The following is a 15,543-nucleotide window of genomic DNA, read 5'->3' as shown; positions in this document are numbered from 1 at the left end:
GCTCCGAGCGGATCCGGCCGGGGATGGCACACTCGGTCCCATGCGTGAGCTCGTCGTCCTCGGCACCGCCTCCCAGGTCCCGACACGGACCCGCAACCACAACGGGTACCTGCTGCAGTGGGACGGCGAGGGCCTGCTCTTCGACCCGGGCGAGGGAACGCAGCGGCAGATGACGCACGCGGGCGTCCCCTCCCGCCGGATCACGCGCATCTGCCTCACCCACGTCCACGGCGACCACTGCTACGGGCTGCCCGGCGTGCTCTCGCGCATGGCCCTCGACGACGTGCCGCACCCCGTCCACCTGCACTACCCGGCCTCCGGCGAGGACGTGGTCCGGGCCCTCGTCTCCCTCGCGACTCCCGGCACGGACCTCCGGCTGCATCCGCACGGCAGCGGCGGAACCGTGGCGCCGGCCCTGGAGGTGCGGCCGCTGGACCACCGCGTGGAGACCTACGGCTACCGGCTCGTGGAGCCGGACGGCCGCACGTTGCTGCCGGACCGGCTCGCGGCGGCCGGGATCACGGGCCCGGACGTCGGCCGGCTGCAGCGGGAGGGACGGCTGGGCGGGGTGCGTCTCGAGGACGTGAGCCGGCCGCGGGCGGGCCGGCGCTTCGCCTTCGTCATGGACACGGCGCCGTGCCCGGGCGCCGAGGAGCTCGCCGACGGGGCCGACCTGCTCGTGGCCGAGTCCACGTTCGCCGACGACGACGCCGGCCTCGCCGCGCGGTACCGCCACCTCACCGCCGGCCAGGCGGGCGCGCTGGCCGGCGGTGGTGGCGTGGGCACCCTGGTCCTCACCCACTTCTCGTCCCGGTACACCGACGTCTCCCCGCTGGTCGCACAGGCCCGCGACCGCGCCGGCGGAGCCACCGTGCTGGCCGCGGAGGACCTGGACCGGGTGCCGTTCCCGCGCGGACGGTGACGGGGCGCCCCGTCCCAGCGTCCCCTTCGCACCGCCCCCTTCCCACCGTCCTCGCCGGCAGCTCGCCTGCACGTCACCGGCGCCCGTCCGGGAACGCGCCGACGTCGTACCGGCAGCGAACCGACGCCCCACCGGCCCCGGCCGGGAACCTTCCGACGCCGTGCCGGAAGCTCACCCGCCGCACCCCACGGACACTCCGCCGGGACCCCGCTGGAGGCGTCCGGGAGCGGTCCTCGCCCCGTCCGTGCCGCCCGGCGGTCTCCGTCGACCCTGACACGACGTTAGAGTTGTCCCAGACTTCTCGGGGCAATCCGGCCCCGCACGCGGCCCGAGCTCGACGAGAGCCGGCCGCGCCACCTCGCACGACCCCACGACGAAAGCGGAATCCTTTGACCAATTCCTCCCGCAAGCTCAAGTCCCCGCCCTCGCTGCCCTCCGGGGGCCTGCGGATCACCCCGCTGGGCGGCCTGGGGGAGATCGGGCGCAACATGACCGTGTTCGAGCACGCCGGCAAGCTGCTGGTGGTGGACTGCGGGGTGCTGTTCCCGGAGGAGCACCAGCCGGGCATCGACGTGATCCTGCCCGACTTCACCTCGATCCGGGACCGGCTGGGCGACATCGTCGGGATCGTGCTCACGCACGGCCACGAGGACCACATCGGGGGCGTGCCCTACCTGCTCAAGGAGCGCCCGGACATCCCGGTGATCGGCTCGGAGCTGACCCTGGCGTTCATCACGTCCAAGCTCAAGGAGCACCGGATCACCCCGAAGACGGTCCATGTCGAGGCCGGCGACACCCACAAGGCGGGCCCGTTCGAGTGCGAGTTCGTCGCGGTCAACCACTCCATCCCGGACAGCCTGGCCGTGGCGATCCGCACCGACGCCGGGCTGGTGCTGCACACCGGTGACTTCCGGATGGACCAGTTCCCGCTGGACGACCGGATCACCGATCTGCGCCACTTCGCGCGACTGGGCGAGGAGGGGGTGGACCTGTTCCTCACCGACTCCACCAACGCCGAGGTCCCCGGGTTCACCACCTCGGAGCAGGAGCTGACCCCGGCGATCGACCACGTCTTCGCCACCGCCCCGAAGCGGATCATCGTCTCCAGCTTCGCTTCTCACGTCCACCGGATCCAGCAGGTCCTCGACGCCGCCCACGCGCACGGGCGCAAGGTCGCCTTCGTGGGCCGGTCCATGGTCAAGAACATGGGCATCGCCCGGGACCTGGGCTACCTGAAGATCCCGCGCGGGCTGGTGGTCGACTTCAAGAAGCTCGCGTCCATGCCCGACGCCAAGGTCACCCTGGTGTGCACCGGCTCCCAGGGCGAGCCGCTGGCCGCGCTCTCGCGGATGGCCAACGAGACCCACCAGATCCAGCTCAACCCCGGGGACACGGTGCTCATGGCGAGCTCGCTGATCCCGGGCAACGAGAACGCGATCTACGGGATCATCAACAAGCTCACCGACCTCGGGGTGAAGGTCGTGCACAAGGGCAACGCCAAGGTTCACGTCTCCGGTCACGCCTCGGCCGGGGAGCTGGTCTACTGCTACAACATCGTCCGGCCCACCCACGTGCTGCCCGTGCACGGGGAGTCCAAGCACCTGCACGCCAACGCCGAGCTCGCCATCCGCACCGGTGTCGATCCCGAGCGGGTGCTGATCGGCCGGGACGGCACCGTGATCGACCTCGTGGACGGCCGGGCGCGGATCTCCGGGCAGGTCGAGGCCGGCCTCGTCTACGTGGACGGCCACACCGTGGGCAAGGTCACCGAGGAGACCCTGGTGGAGCGCCGGCTGCTGCAGGAGGGCGGGGTGGTCACGGTCGTGGCGATCGTCGACGCCGACACCAACGCCCTGGCCGAGCCGCTGGAGTTCATCGCCAAGGGCTTCGTGCACGACGAGCACATCTTCGACGGGGCCGCCGACAAGGTGAAGAACGCCCTGGCGCGTCCGGCCACCGCCAAGGTCAGCGATCTCGACAAGCTGGAGTCGATCATCGCCGAGACGGTCTCCCGCCACCTCGAGCGCGCCTACCGGCGGGCCCCGCTGGTGACGGTCGTCGTCGTCGACGCCTGACCCACGCGTCCCGCCCGGCACCCGCCCCGGGGCCGGGCGGGACGTGCGGAGCCGGTGCCGCGCCCCGAGGCCGGCACCGGCCGATTGGTAGACTCGGGGTCCCCTGATCTCTGGAGGTCGTTCGATGCCGCAGCGCGTCCGCGGAGGCACCATGCAGATCGGCGAGCTCGCCGAGCGGACCGAGCTGTCCCTGCGCACCATCCGCCACTACGACGAGGTGGGCCTGCTGCCCGCCTCGCGCACCGAGGGCGGCTTCCGCGTGTACACCGAGCGCGACGTCGAACGGCTCACGCACATCAAGCGGATGAAGCCGCTGGGCTTCTCCCTCGAGGAGATGGCCGAGGTGCTCGACCTGCTCGGCGCCGACGAGCCCGCCGAGGCGCGGCTGGCCGACTACCTCGAGCGCGCGCACCCGGAACGGGACCGGCTGGCCAGGAAACTGGCCCAGGCGGACGAGTTCATCGCGATGCTGGAGCAGCGGCTCGGCCGCTGACCGGCCGCCCGGCACGGGGCACCGGCCGCGCGCGAGCCGGCACCCCGCGGCCGGCGCACGCAGGAGACCTCCAGGCAGCCGTGATCGACTGCTCGGGCCCCCACCAGGGGACGCGCCCGCCGGGACCGCCCCGTTCCGGTGGGTGACGCGCCCGGCGGCAGCGACGCGCCGGACGCAGGACTCCACCAGGCCGCCCGACACCGACCCGGACAGGCACCGCATCCCATGACGTTCCCCACCGCGACCGCCCCGGCCTCCCCCGGAACCGTGCCGGCCGCGCCGGCGCCGCGGGTGCAGCACCGCGCGAACCTGCAGGGGCTGCGGGGCGTGGCGGTACTGCTGGTGGTGGTCTTCCACGTGTGGACCGAGAAGGTCTCCGGCGGGGTGGACGTGTTCTTCGTGCTCTCGGCGTTCCTGCTCACCGGGTCCTTCCTGCGCCGGATCGAGCACGGCCGCCCGCTGGGACTGCCGGCCTACTGGGCCCGGACCTTCGCCCGGCTGCTGGGGCCGGTGGCGGTGATGCTGCTGGCCGTGCTCGCGGGAATGCTCGCCGTCTTCCCGCCCAGCCGGTGGGCGGAGCTGCTGAGCCAGGCCTGGGGATCGCTGTTCTACGTCGTGAACTGGGTGCTGGCGGCCCAGGCCGTGGACTACTACGCCGGCAACACCGCGGCCACCACCCCGCTGCAGCACATGTGGTCGCTGTCGGTGCAGGGCCAGGTGTTCCTGGTGTGGCCGCTGCTGCTGGCCGGAGCCGCGTGGGCGGGGCGGCGGACCGGTGCGGGCGTGCGCCCGGTGGCCTGGGCTGTGTTCGGCGCGGTGTGCGCCGGTTCCCTGGCCTGGTCGGTGGCTGCCACCGCGTCCGGGCCCGAGGCCGCCTACTTCAGCACCCTCACCCGTCTGTGGGAGTTCGCCCTGGGCTCGCTCACCGCCCTGGCCCTTACCCGCCCGGCCCGCCGGCAGGACGCCCCGGCGCCCGCCGCTCCGTCGTCCGCTGCCCGCACGGTGGCGCCCCCGTCCGCAGGCACGGCCCCGGGGACTCCTCAGCAGGGCCTGGGGACGCTCCCGCAGGCCCCCGGGGCGGCTCCGGAGGCCCTGCGGGTGGGCCTGGGCGTGGTCCTGGGATGGACCGGACTGGCCGCGATCCTGGCCACCCCGTTCCTCATCGGTCCCGAGGCCCGTTTCCCCGGCACCGTGGCCCTGGCACCCACCCTCGGAGCCGCGGCCGTGCTGGCCGGCGGAGCCCTGGCCCCCGAGGCCCGGGCGGGGGCCGGGCGGGTGCTCTCCCTGGCCCCGCTGCAGTGGTTCGGGGACCGTGCCTACGGGATCTACCTGTGGCACTGGCCGCTGCTGATCACCTACCTGCTGGTCACGGCCCGCGACAGCGTCCCGGTCACGCACGGCCTGGGGATCCTGGCCGCCTCGGTGGCCCTGACCCGGGTCACCGCGCTGCTGCTGGCCGGCTGGCGGGCCCTGCCCGGGATCCGGGCCGGCCACGGGGTGCGCCTGGCCGCGACCGGTCTGGTCGTGGCGGTCCCGCTCACCGGCGCCCACTCCTACACCACCCTGCGCGACCCTGCCGCCGGGGTCGAGCGCACTGCGGCGAACTATCCGGGGGCCGCCGTGCTGCGCGGGGACGTGACCGAGGTCCCGGACGTGCCGATCATCCCCACCGGCGCCGAGCGCGAGCAGCAGTGGGGCGACACCGGGACGCGCTGCGACACCGGGGAGGTCCCGGCCGGGATCGGCGAGCTGGGCAACTGCTGGGTGATCGCCCCGGAGGACAGCACTGCCCCGGACCGGACCCTGGTGGTGCTCGGGGACTCCCACGCCCAGCAGCTGCTCACCCCGATCCACCGCGCCGCCGACGCCCAGGGCTGGCGGGTGGTCTCCTACCTGCGGATGGCCTGCCGCTACACCGCCGCCTCGACGAGCCCGGACGAGGAGTGCAGCGAGTTCAACGCCGCCGCCCGGGACGCGGCCCTGGCGGCCGACCCGGACGCGGTGGTCACCATCGGCACCCTGTCCCTGCCCGAGGCCCCGCACGAGCAGCTCGTCGAGGGCTACGAGGACGGCGTCCGGCCCTTCCTGGACGCCGGGATCCCGGTGCTCGGCTTCCGCGACAACCCGCGCTTCCCCTTCAGCATGTTCGCCTGCGTGGAGACCTACGGCCCCGACCACGACCGCTGCAACCCGCCCCGGTCCGAGTCCCTGCTGCCGGTCAACCCCCTGGAGGCCCTCGCCGCCCGGCACGAGAAGCTGCACAGCATCGACCTCACCGACCGGCTGTGCACCGAGGACGTCTGCCCCGGCGTGATCGGCAACATCCAGGTCTACATGGACCTCGACCACGTCACCTCCGCCTACGGCGAGACCCTCGCCCCGGACGTCGAGCAGCGCATGACAGACGCCCTCGGCTGGGCGTGATGTCCGTCTCGTCCGCGCCGCAGCCGCAGACTCTACCCTGACGCCAGGGTAGAGTTGCGGTGCGGCCGCGCCGGCGCGCTCCCGCGCCCGCCCGCCGCACCTCTCGCGCGACGCCGCGCCCACCTGCCCGCACACCACCCGGCGTGCCCCTGCCCTTTCCGCCCCGCCCTCCCCTCCTGCGAACGGAGCCTCCTTGGCCACCACGACAGCCGGCCCCGCAGCCGATCCGACGCCCGAGCAGCGCCAGTCGGTGCGCCTGACCCTCCGCTCCCCCCGCCACCTCAAGACCGAGGTGCTGGCCGGGCTCGTGGTCGCCCTGGCGCTCATCCCCGAGGCGATCGCGTTCTCGATCATCGCCGGGGTGGATCCCCGGCTCGGCCTGTTCGCGTCCTTCACCATGGCGGTCACCACCTCCGTCCTGGGCGGCCGGCCGGCGATGGTCTCCGCGGCCACCGGTGCGGTGGCCCTGGTGATCGCCCCACTGGTGGCCTCCCACGGGCTGGACCACTTCATCGCCGCCGTGATCCTGGCCGGGGTGTTCCAGGTGGTCCTGGCCCTGATCGGGGCGGCACGGCTGATGCGCTTCATCCCCCGGTCGGTCATGGTGGGCTTCGTCAACGCCCTCGCCATCCTGATCTTCAGCTCCCAGATCCCCGAGCTGATCGGCGTGCCCTGGGCCGTCTACCCGCTCACGGCCCTGGGCCTGGCCATCGTGTTCCTGTTCCCCAGGCTCACCGGGGTGGTCCCGGCCCCGCTGGTGGCCATCGTCGTGATCACGGCGATCGTGGTGCCCATGGGCATGGACGTGCCCAGCGTCGGCGACAAGGGCGAGCTGCCGGAGTCCCTGCCCTCGCTCTTCTTCCCCGACGTCCCGCTCGACCTGGAGACCTTCCGGATCATCGCCCCGTACGCGCTGACCATGGCGCTCGTGGGCCTGCTCGAGTCGCTGATGACGGCCAAGCTGGTCGACGACATCACCGACACGCGCTCCGACAAGACCCGCGAGTCCTGGGCCCAGGGCGCGGCCAACATCGTGACCGGCTTCTTCGGCGGGATGGGCGGCTGCGCGATGATCGGCCAGACCATGATCAACGTGCGCGCCTCCGGAGCCCGCACCCGCATCTCCACCTTCCTGGCCGGGGTCTTCCTGCTGATCCTCGTGGTCACCCTCGGCGAGGTCGTGGCGGTCATCCCGATGGCCGCGCTGGTGGCGATCATGATCTTCGTGTCCTGGGCGACCTTCGACTGGCACTCCGTCCGCCCCTCGACCCTGTCGCGGATGCCGGTCCCGGAGACCCTGGTGATGCTCTCCACCGTGGCCGTGACCGTGTGGACGCACAACCTCGCCCTGGGCGTGATCGTGGGCGTGCTCGTGGCGATGGTCGCCTTCGCCCGCCGGGTGGCCCACTTCGTCACCGTCGACCGCGCGCTCGAGCAGCGCGACGGTGAGGAGACGGTGGTCTACACCGTGCACGGGGAGCTGTTCTTCGCCTCCTCCAACGACCTCTACACGATGTTCGACTACGCCGGGGACCCCCAGCGGGTCGTCATCGACCTCTCCGACTCGCACCTGTGGGACGCCTCCACCGTGGCGGCCCTCGACTCGGTCACCGACAAGTACGCGCACTACGGCAAGGACGTCCGGGTCGCCGGCCTCAACCAGGCGAGCCGCCGGATGCGGGTGCGCCTGGGCGGGATGCTCAGCGGCGAGCACTGATCCCGGAGCGCCCTGCGCGGAGTGCATTTGTGATCACAACCGTTTGTGTCTGCATGTGAACTGGGTCACACCGAGGGTCTTGCCGATCCTCGCGGGATCGACCATTCTTGCTTCTCACCAGGGGATTCTGTGGTCGGATGAGGACCATCCCCCGGCTCCCGCACCGTCGACCGGCAGTGCGCCGGCTCCGGATTCACGGAGCGCCGCACGGACACGGTCCGTGCGTGGGAGCAGCAAGGAGCGGGGCCGGCTGGGGGGGGGGGCCGCCCCGCTCCTTTTCTGCGTGTCCGGGAGGTCCGGCCCTCCCGTCCCCCCTGGTCGTCCGGCCCCGGCTCTTCCCGCACCCCTTCCTCGGGCATTCCGGGCACCACCACGGGGCCGGGCCGCCGCGCCACCCCGGTGCGGGTGTCCGGGGGAAGCACCGACGGTCCGGAAAACGCACCGGCCGGGGCCGCGAATGGTGTCCCCGGGACCGTCCCGGAACCATGGTGGGGGCGGCGGTGCGATCGCACCGCCACGGACGGTCCCGGACCGCTGCGCAGCGTCGCGCCCGGTCCGGGACCGTCCCCGGACAGCAGCACCACAGTGGGGGATCCGTGGACGACGACAGGATCGGAGCCGTGCAGGCACGCCTCGCCCGGCACGCGGTCGAGCGCGCCGAGCTGGAGCTGACCCGGGTGTGGTGGGAGTACTTCCAGCTCGGCGGCGAGGCCGGGGTGCTGGAGGTCGACGCGTACCTGTACGGGTGCATGGGGCTGCCCGCCGCGCACCGCAACCTGCTCGCGCGCGCGGTCAACGGGCTCGTCCGGGGGGCACCCGTCGCCCGGGTCCCGTTCTCCTGGGAGATCGAGGGCTCCCCGAACGACGCCGGGCCGCAGGGCCGCGGCAGCACGCCGGGCACCGGGCCGCGCGCCTGAGCCGGGCCGCGCGCCTGAGCCGGGCCGCGCGCCTGAGCCGGGCCGCGCGCCTGAGCCGGGCCGCGCGCCTGAGCCGGTCCGCCGCCCGGAGCGTCTCCCCGCCCCGGTTCCTCCGTGAGGCCTGCGCCGCGGCGCCCGCTCCGCGGCTGCGGCGCCCGCGATGGCAGAATGGGCCGGGGCGCCGGTCCCGACGTCGGTCCGCACCCGGTCGTGCGCGCCGAGCCGGCCGCAGCGCCCGTCGTCGTCGCCGTACCCCACCTCGACCCTAGGATGTCGGATGGCCCACCCCTCGCCCCGCACCACTCCGCCGCCCGCACCGACCGGGTGGTCGACCCTGCACCGCCACCACATCGGGGTGGACGTCGGCGGGACGCTCATCAAGTACGCGGCCGTGGACATGGCCGACGGCACGCTCACCACCCCGGTCCTCCAGCGCCCCACCCCCGTGCCCGCCACTCCGGAGGCCCTCGCGGAGCAGCTCCGGCTCCTCGTGCAGGAGCTCTCCGCCGCCCCGGGGGCACCGCACCCGGAGGCGAGCGTCGGAGTCGCGCTCCCGGCGATCATCCGGCACGGCGTGGCGCGCTCCGCCGCGAACATCGACGACGCCTGGATCGGTCTGGACGTCCACCGCTTCCTCACCCAGCGGCTGGGGCGCACCGTCCACGTCCTCAACGACGCCGACGCCGCGGGCCTGGCCGAGCTCCGCTACGGCGCCGGGCGCGGGAGCAGCGGCACCGTGCTGGTCATCACCCTGGGCACCGGCATCGGCTCGGCGCTGTTCGTGGACGGGAAGCTCGTGCCCAACCTGGAGCTGGGCCACCTGGAGCTCGGCGGGGTCGACGCCGAGGTGCGGGCCTCGGCGGTGGCCAGGGAGCGGGAGGGGCTGGACTGGCCGGAGTACGCCGAGCGCCTCCAGCAGTACTTCGCGCACCTGGAGTTCCTCTTCTCCCCCGACCTGATCGTGGTCGGCGGCGGGATCTCCGCCCGGCACGAGGACTTCCTGCCCCGTCTGCGCCTGGACACGAGGGTCGTCCCCGCCGAGCTGCGCAACGCGGCGGGCATCATCGGCGCCGCCCGGCACGCCTACCTCGCCGTGCCCCCCGCGGAGGCCTGACCCCGGAGGGCCTGGCGGAAGTACTGCACGCCCGCCACCACGTGCAGGACGGCCGCCGCCTGGACCATCACCCGGCCGACTTCCGTCACCTCCGGGCTGGACCACGCGGGTCCCGCCAGGACGAGCACGGTCCCCACCATGAGCAGGGCGGTCTTCGCCTTGCCGACCACGGTGACCCGCAGCACGCCGAGGGAGCGCCGGACGAGGGTGGCGATCCCCACCACGACGTCGACGACCGCGATGACGATCAGGACCCACCAGGGGAACAGCCCGACGATGCTCGCGGCCACGGCGATCGCCACGGTCCCCAGCCGGTCGGCGATGGGGTCCATGACCTCGCCGATCCGGCTGCGCTGCTGCAGCGCCCGGGCCAGGGTGCCGTCGACCCAGTCCGTCAGGGAGAAGAGGGCGACGAGGACCAGCGCGCGCACCGGCCGCTCGTCGATGTCGAGGACGGCCAGCACGGCCGGGACGATGAGCGCGAAGCGCACCACCGAGACGACGTTGGGCACCGTGAGCACGCGGTGGTAGTACGGCGACTCCGCCGGCTCGACCGCGTCCTGGTGCTGTGTCATCTGGCCTTCCCGCTCTCCTGGCGCCCGGTGCGGGCGGTCCCGGGACCGCCCCTGCTGCTTCCGAGGGTAGCCCGTCGGCGCTCCGCACGACGGACGTGCGGCCGTCGGTGATCGGCAGGGGCGTCGTCCGCCGGGACCTCGACCACGTCGTCCCCGGGTCGCGGAGCCACGCTGCCCTGACGTCGAGGAGCGCCGGACGCCTACGCTGGGCAGGTGAGGCGGGAACGCCCCCGCCCCGGGAGCTCCAGGAGGCCGTCGTGGACCCTCGCGTGCACTTCTTCACCCTGTCCACGCCGGACCTCGACGCCGCCCGGGAGTTCTACGTGCGGGGTCTCGGCTGGGAGCCGCTGCTCGACGTCCCGGGCGAGATCCTCTTCTTCCGGATCGCCCCCGGGACAGTGCTGGGCCTGTTCGACGCCGGAAAGTTCGCCGAGGACCTCGGCCTCCCGGCGGCGACCCCGGCGCAGGGCCTGACGCTCGCGCACAACGTGGCGGACGAGGACTCCGTCACGGCGGTGGTCGAGGCCATGGCCGCGGCGGGCGGCACCGTCCTCACCGGCCCGCGGCCGGGCGCCTTCGGGGGCGTCTTCCACGCCCACGTCGCGGATCCCAACGGCGTGGTGTGGGAGATCGCGCACAACCCGGGCTGGCGGGTCGACGACGACGGGACCGTGCACCTGGGCTGAACGGCTCGGCTCCGGCCGGCGCCGGGCTCGGCAGCGGCGGGCTCAGCCGCGGACGTCGAAGCGCAGGTGGTGCTCGACGTCGTGCAGGAAGTACGCCGCGAAGCTCGCCACGGTGAAGTCCTTGCCGTCCCCGCGCCGGCCGGGCCGGGCCCACTGCTCCCCGCTCACGGCGTCGAAGGCGTCCGCGGTGGCGCGGACCTCCTGCGCGAGCTCCCCCGAGACCTCGTAGGGGTCCTGCCGGTTGTACTGCTCCCCCACCGCGGCGGCGTCCTGGTCCCAGTCCGGGAAGACGGGGTTGTCCTCGTCGAGCATGAGCCGCAGGCGCTCGCGGAAGACCCGGCAGAGGTCCCGGACGTGGCACGCGTACTCCAGCGGGGACCACGTCCCCGGACGGGGCCGGTCCGTCATGCCGAGCCGGTCGAGGACCGTCGCCCAGCGCTCGATCGTGTCCCGCGCCCGCTCCCCGGTGGTCGTGACGTCGTAGCGCGGATCGAACCCGCAGTCGGGGCAGCCCCGCTCGAGCACCACGGTCCAGTCCTTGGTCTCCGGAGGGACGGGCGAGGTGTCGGGCAGGTCGGCGCGCTCGGTGGTCATGCGGTCAATCTACCGGGGCCCACCGGGCGCGGCGAGACCCGTGGCGGCCCGGGCGGGTCACAGCCCCTGCAGGTCCAGGATCTCGTCCTCGCTGAGCGGCTCCCCGCGCTGGATCCGGCGGGTCCGGCGCAGGTCGGACGCGGCGAGCACCACCGTGGTGCTCGCCAGGACGAACGAGAGGATGCCCAGGGTGTTGGCGAACCCCGCGGACAGGCCCAGGTGGACGGGGTCGGTGGCCCGCGTCAGGACGGAGGCGCCCGCGCCGTCCACGCGGTCCGGGAGGACGGCGCCGAAGCCGAGGAGGACGGCCCACGCCGCGGGCATCGTCAGCGCGGAGCGCAGGGACGCCCCCCGCGGGACGTGGGCCCGGGCGTCCCGGACCAGCAGCGCGCTCGCCACCACGAGCAGCCCGGTCAGCGGCAGGGCGAGCGTCAGGGTGTAGAGCAGCACCAGCTCCCCGGCGGCTCCGGCGAGACCGCGGCCCACCGCGATCCACGTCCCGAGGAGCAGGGCCACCGGGAGACCGAGGACGGGCACGGCACGCTGCAGGAGGGTGGGGTGGTGCGGCACGCGGTCGAGGGCTGTTTCCACGCCCGCCAGTCTATTCGGCGGGGCTCCCGGCGCCCGGGCGCCCCGGTAGGCTGGAGCTCATGCCATCGACAGGATTTCCCCACGCCGTCCTCTTCGACCACGACGGGACCCTCGTCGACACCGAGCCGCTGTGGGACCGGGCCAAGCAGAACCTCGCCGCCGAGCACGGTCTGCTCTGGACCCCCGAGGACTCGCTCGCCACGCTGGGCCGGCCGGTCGCCGCGACGATCGCCCGGATGCAGCAGGTGGGCGTGCCGCTCGGCGAGGACGAGCTGTTCCGGGCGGTCTTCGAGCACAGTGTCCGCGTCCTGGAGGGCACGGAGCTGACGTTCATCGACGGGATCGAGGAGCTCCTCGAGGACCTGGCGGCCGCGGGGATCCCGGCGGCGATCGTCACCAACGCGAGCTCGGCGATGGGCCGGCACACCGCGTCCACGGCGCCGGAGGACCTGTTCCGGGTGGTCATCGGCACGGACGAGTACGCGCAGGGGGTGCGCCCCAAGCCCGACCCGGACGCCTACCTCACGGCGGCCCGCCGCCTCGGGGTGGACCCCGCCGGCTGCGTCGTGGTCGAGGACTCCCCCGCCGGGGCCGCCGCGGGCGTCGCGGCCGGCATCCCCACGGTGGTCGTTCCCGGCGAGATGGAAGTGGAGCGCGGCCCCGGGCTGCTGCACCTGGGATCCCACCGGGAGCTGACCCTCGAGCTGCTGCGCTCGCTGGATCCGCAGTCCCCGTCGTCGCCCTTCCACACCGTGCAGGAGACCCGCCCGTGAGCTCCCCCGACTTCCCCGCCGCCGTCCTGTTCGACCACGACGGCACCCTCGTGAACTCCGAGCCCCAGTGGGCCGTGGCCAAGCGCGCGGTGGCCGGCCGCTACGGCGTCGGCTGGAGCACCGAGGACGACCTCGCCACGCTGGGGCGGACGGTGCCCACGTCGGCGCGGCTGATGGTCGAGCGCGGCGCCGAGGGAACCGTCGAGGCCATCACCGCGGAGCTCGGCCGGGAGGTCGCGGCCTCGCTCACGGGCGAGGTGCCGTTCCTGCCCGGCATGCGCGACCTGCTGACCGAGCTGGAGCGGGCCGGCATCCCCGGGGCCGTCGTGACGAACGCCCTGACCGTGGTCGCGGAGGGCACCGCGTCCGGGGCGCCCGAGGTGCTGCGGGTCGTGGTCTCCCAGGAGGACGTGGAGCAGGCCAAGCCGCACCCGGAGCCCTATCTGCTCGCGGCGCGGCGGCTGGGCGTGGACCCGGCACGGTGCGTGGCGGTCGAGGACTCGCAGACGGGGGCGGCGAGCGCGGCGGCCGCCGGGATGCCGGTGGTGGTGGTCCCCGGTGAGCTGCCGGTCGAGCCCGCGCCCGGCTTCGTGCTCGTGGCCGCCCACACGGACGTCACCCTGGAGTTCCTGCGCGGGCTCGCGCCCTCCCGGCCGGCGACCTCCGGCTGACGACGACGAGGGCCCGCCCCCGGCCGTTCCGCGGAATGCGGTGCGGCCGGGGGCGGGCCCTCGTGGGTGGTGCCTGCCTCAGCGGGTCGCGGTGCCCTGGGGGGAGGACGCGCGGCGCGGGCTCCGGGTGCGGCGGCGCGCCGCGGCCTGGGTGGAGCGGTCCGGCGCGGACTCGGTCGAGTACGCGGGTGCCGCGGAGCGGGTGGGCGCCGCGGAGCGCGCCGGCGCCGCCGAGCGGGAGGCCGAGCCGTTGCCGGGGCGGGAGCCGGCGCGGTTGCCGGTCTCGGTGCGCTGGTCGCGGGAGGCGTTGCGCGGCTGCTCGGAACGGGCCTGGCCGCCACGGCCGCGGCTGCCGCCGGAGCGGGCGCCCGAACGGCCGCCGGAGCGGCCGCCTCCGGAGCGCTGACCGCTTGCCGGACGCCCCTGGTCCTGGACGGGCTGCGGGACGTAGGCGACCTTCTCTGCGGTCTCGCCCACGAGCGCCGTGACGGCCGGGGAGCCGACGGTCACGGTGTCGAAGTTCGCGGTGACGCCGGCGGCCTTCATGAGCTGGGTGACCTCGCGGCGCTCCTCCTTGGTGGCGACCGTCACGACGGAGCCGGAGGCGCCGGCGCGCGCGGTGCGCCCGGAGCGGTGCAGGTAGGACTTGTGCTCGGTGGGCGGGTCGATGTGCACGACCAGCTCGACCTCGTCCACGTGCACGCCGCGGGCGGCCACGTCGGTGGCCACGAGCACGCGCACGTCACCGGCGGAGAACTGGGCCAGGTTGCGGTCGCGGGCGTTCTGGGACAGGTTGCCGTGCAGGTCCACGGCGGGGATGCCCATCTGGCTGAGCTTGCGGGCCATCTTCTTGGCGCGGTGCTTGGTGCGCGTGAACATCACGCGGCGGCCCGTGCCGGAGGCCAGGGCCTCGATGAGCTCCTGCTTCTCGTCCGCGTCCACGACGAGCACGTGGTGGTCCATGGTGGACACGGACGCCTGCGGGGCGTCCACGGAGTGCTTGACGGGGTTGGACAGGAACTGCTTGACGAGCTTGTCCACGCCGCCGTCGAGCGTCGCGGAGAACAGCAGCCGCTGGCCGCCCTGGGGGGTGCGCTTGAGGATGCGGGTGACCACGGGCAGGAAGCCCATGTCGGCCATGTGGTCGGCCTCGTCGATGACCGTCACGCGGACGTCGTCGAGCGTGAGGACGTTCTGCTTCAGCAGGTCCTCGAGCCGGCCGGGGCAGGCGATGACGATGTCGGCGCCCTTGGCGAGCGCCTTCTCCTGGTTGCGCTGGGAGACCCCGCCGAAGATGACGGTGGTGGTCTGTCCGGCGGCCTCGGCCAGCGGGGCGATCGCACGGTCGATCTGGGTGGCCAGCTCGCGGGTGGGTGCCAGCACCAGGCCGGTGGGCCGGTTGGCGCGGCGGGCGGCGCGGGCGCCGTTGCCGGTCAGCCCGGCGAGCCGGGACACGAGCGGCAGCGCGAACGCCACGGTCTTGCCCGAGCCGGTCTTGCCGCGGCCGAGCACGTCGCGGCCGGCCAGCGAGTCGGGGAGGGTCTTCTCCTGGATGGGGAACGCCTGCTCGATGCCCTGCTGGGCGAGGACGGCGGAAAGGGCCTTGGGCACGCCAAGGTCGGTGAAAGTAGCCAAAACTGGGATACGTCTTTCGATCGGATGTCCCGGCAAGGGGGTAGCGCGCCGGGTTGCGCCGAATGACTCCTGGAGCCCCTGCGAGCGGGCTGAAACCGTCTGGAACGGTGCCGCGCTGGAAGAAGAAAGGGGTGCTCGACGCCTGCCTGCTCACCCGGGAACGGGGAGCAGTGCCATGTGCAATACCGACCACCCTACAGCACCGGGCGCCCGGCACGACCGGGATGTGGTGCAGCACACGGCGGTGCCGCCACGCTGCTCCGCCCGCCCCCACGCCCGGGGCGCCGAACTCACCGCACCGGCGCGAGAGGCGGGCACCTGTGCGGGCGTCTCGCGCCGGTGCGGTGAGTTCGCGT

14 protein-coding genes are annotated in these 15,543 nt (G+C 74.0%); 10 read left to right on the top strand and 4 right to left on the bottom strand.

Annotation, left to right across the window (positions count from 1 at the left end; translation table 11 throughout):
• Positions 1-40: 40 nt before the first annotated feature.
• The 7 genes from ACPYN7_RS00070 to ppgK all read left to right on the top strand — a co-directional run bounded on the left by ACPYN7_RS00070 (position 41) and on the right by ppgK (position 9,662).
• A complete protein-coding gene (locus ACPYN7_RS00070) occupies positions 41-922 on the top strand; it encodes a ribonuclease Z (RefSeq protein WP_424346312.1) in 882 nt (293 codons plus the stop codon).
• Positions 923-1,311: 389 nt separating this feature from the next.
• Positions 1,312-2,997: a ribonuclease J gene (locus ACPYN7_RS00065; RefSeq protein WP_058873779.1), complete on the top strand. Its 1,686-nt coding sequence runs from the start codon at positions 1,312-1,314 to the stop codon at positions 2,995-2,997.
• 124 nt (positions 2,998-3,121) lie between these two features.
• Positions 3,122-3,490 (top strand): MerR family transcriptional regulator, encoded by a 369-nt coding sequence (locus ACPYN7_RS00060; RefSeq protein ID WP_058873780.1) that lies wholly within the window; start codon positions 3,122-3,124, stop codon positions 3,488-3,490.
• 225 nt (positions 3,491-3,715) lie between these two features.
• Complete coding sequence (locus ACPYN7_RS00055) at positions 3,716-5,914, top strand: acyltransferase family protein (protein ID WP_424346311.1); 2,199 nt, start codon at positions 3,716-3,718, stop codon at positions 5,912-5,914.
• 193 nt (positions 5,915-6,107) lie between these two features.
• The gene (locus tag ACPYN7_RS00050) at positions 6,108-7,631 is read left to right on the top strand and encodes a SulP family inorganic anion transporter (RefSeq protein ID WP_058873782.1); all 1,524 of its coding nucleotides are present in this window, start codon (positions 6,108-6,110) and stop codon (positions 7,629-7,631) included.
• A gap of 620 nt (positions 7,632-8,251) precedes the next feature.
• Complete coding sequence (locus ACPYN7_RS00045; protein WP_058873783.1) at positions 8,252-8,548, top strand: hypothetical protein; 297 nt, start codon at positions 8,252-8,254, stop codon at positions 8,546-8,548.
• 277 nt (positions 8,549-8,825) lie between these two features.
• Positions 8,826-9,662 (top strand): polyphosphate--glucose phosphotransferase, encoded by an 837-nt coding sequence (gene ppgK, locus ACPYN7_RS00040; protein WP_058873784.1) that lies wholly within the window; start codon positions 8,826-8,828, stop codon positions 9,660-9,662.
• Here the strand turns inward: ppgK and ACPYN7_RS00035 are convergent.
• Positions 9,632-10,237 carry a CDP-alcohol phosphatidyltransferase family protein gene (locus tag ACPYN7_RS00035; protein WP_424346310.1) on the bottom strand — a complete coding sequence of 202 codons (606 nt, stop codon included), beginning with the start codon at positions 10,235-10,237 and terminating at the stop codon, positions 9,632-9,634. The two genes, ppgK and ACPYN7_RS00035, sit on opposite strands and share 31 nt — an antisense overlap.
• A 257-nt stretch (positions 10,238-10,494) precedes the next feature.
• Between ACPYN7_RS00035 and ACPYN7_RS00030 the strand changes: the two genes are divergently transcribed.
• Positions 10,495-10,923, top strand: a complete 429-nt coding sequence (locus ACPYN7_RS00030; RefSeq protein ID WP_424346309.1) for a VOC family protein — start codon at positions 10,495-10,497, stop codon at positions 10,921-10,923.
• 42 nt (positions 10,924-10,965) lie between these two features.
• Here the strand turns inward: ACPYN7_RS00030 and ACPYN7_RS00025 are convergent, their stop codons facing one another.
• The gene (locus ACPYN7_RS00025; RefSeq protein ID WP_424346308.1) at positions 10,966-11,517 is read right to left on the bottom strand and encodes a DinB family protein; all 552 of its coding nucleotides are present in this window, start codon (positions 11,515-11,517) and stop codon (positions 10,966-10,968) included.
• A 57-nt stretch (positions 11,518-11,574) separates the two neighbouring features.
• Entirely contained in the window at positions 11,575-12,108 is a 534-nt protein-coding gene (locus tag ACPYN7_RS00020; protein ID WP_424346307.1) for a hypothetical protein, read from the bottom strand.
• A gap of 59 nt (positions 12,109-12,167) precedes the next feature.
• On the opposite strand from ACPYN7_RS00020, the gene ACPYN7_RS00015 reads away from it, so the two are divergent.
• Both ACPYN7_RS00015 and ACPYN7_RS00010 read left to right on the top strand, forming a co-directional pair.
• Entirely contained in the window at positions 12,168-12,881 is a 714-nt protein-coding gene (locus ACPYN7_RS00015) for an HAD family hydrolase (protein WP_424346306.1), read from the top strand.
• Positions 12,878-13,552 carry an HAD family hydrolase gene (locus ACPYN7_RS00010; RefSeq protein WP_424346305.1) on the top strand — a complete coding sequence of 225 codons (675 nt, stop codon included), beginning with the start codon at positions 12,878-12,880 and terminating at the stop codon, positions 13,550-13,552. Before ACPYN7_RS00015 ends, ACPYN7_RS00010 begins: the two co-directional genes overlap by 4 nt.
• Positions 13,553-13,630: 78 nt before the next feature.
• On the opposite strand, the gene ACPYN7_RS00005 is transcribed toward ACPYN7_RS00010, so the two are convergent.
• Positions 13,631-15,163 carry a DEAD/DEAH box helicase gene (locus ACPYN7_RS00005; protein WP_058873791.1) on the bottom strand — a complete coding sequence of 511 codons (1,533 nt, stop codon included), beginning with the start codon at positions 15,161-15,163 and terminating at the stop codon, positions 13,631-13,633.
• Positions 15,164-15,543 lie beyond the last annotated feature (380 nt).

Origin of the sequence: Kocuria sp. CH-021, from assembly GCF_049716185.1 — a bacterium.
Classification (GTDB): domain Bacteria; phylum Actinomycetota; class Actinomycetes; order Actinomycetales; family Micrococcaceae; genus Kocuria; species Kocuria cellulosilytica.
This window is presented reverse-complemented; position numbering and strand designations above follow the sequence as displayed.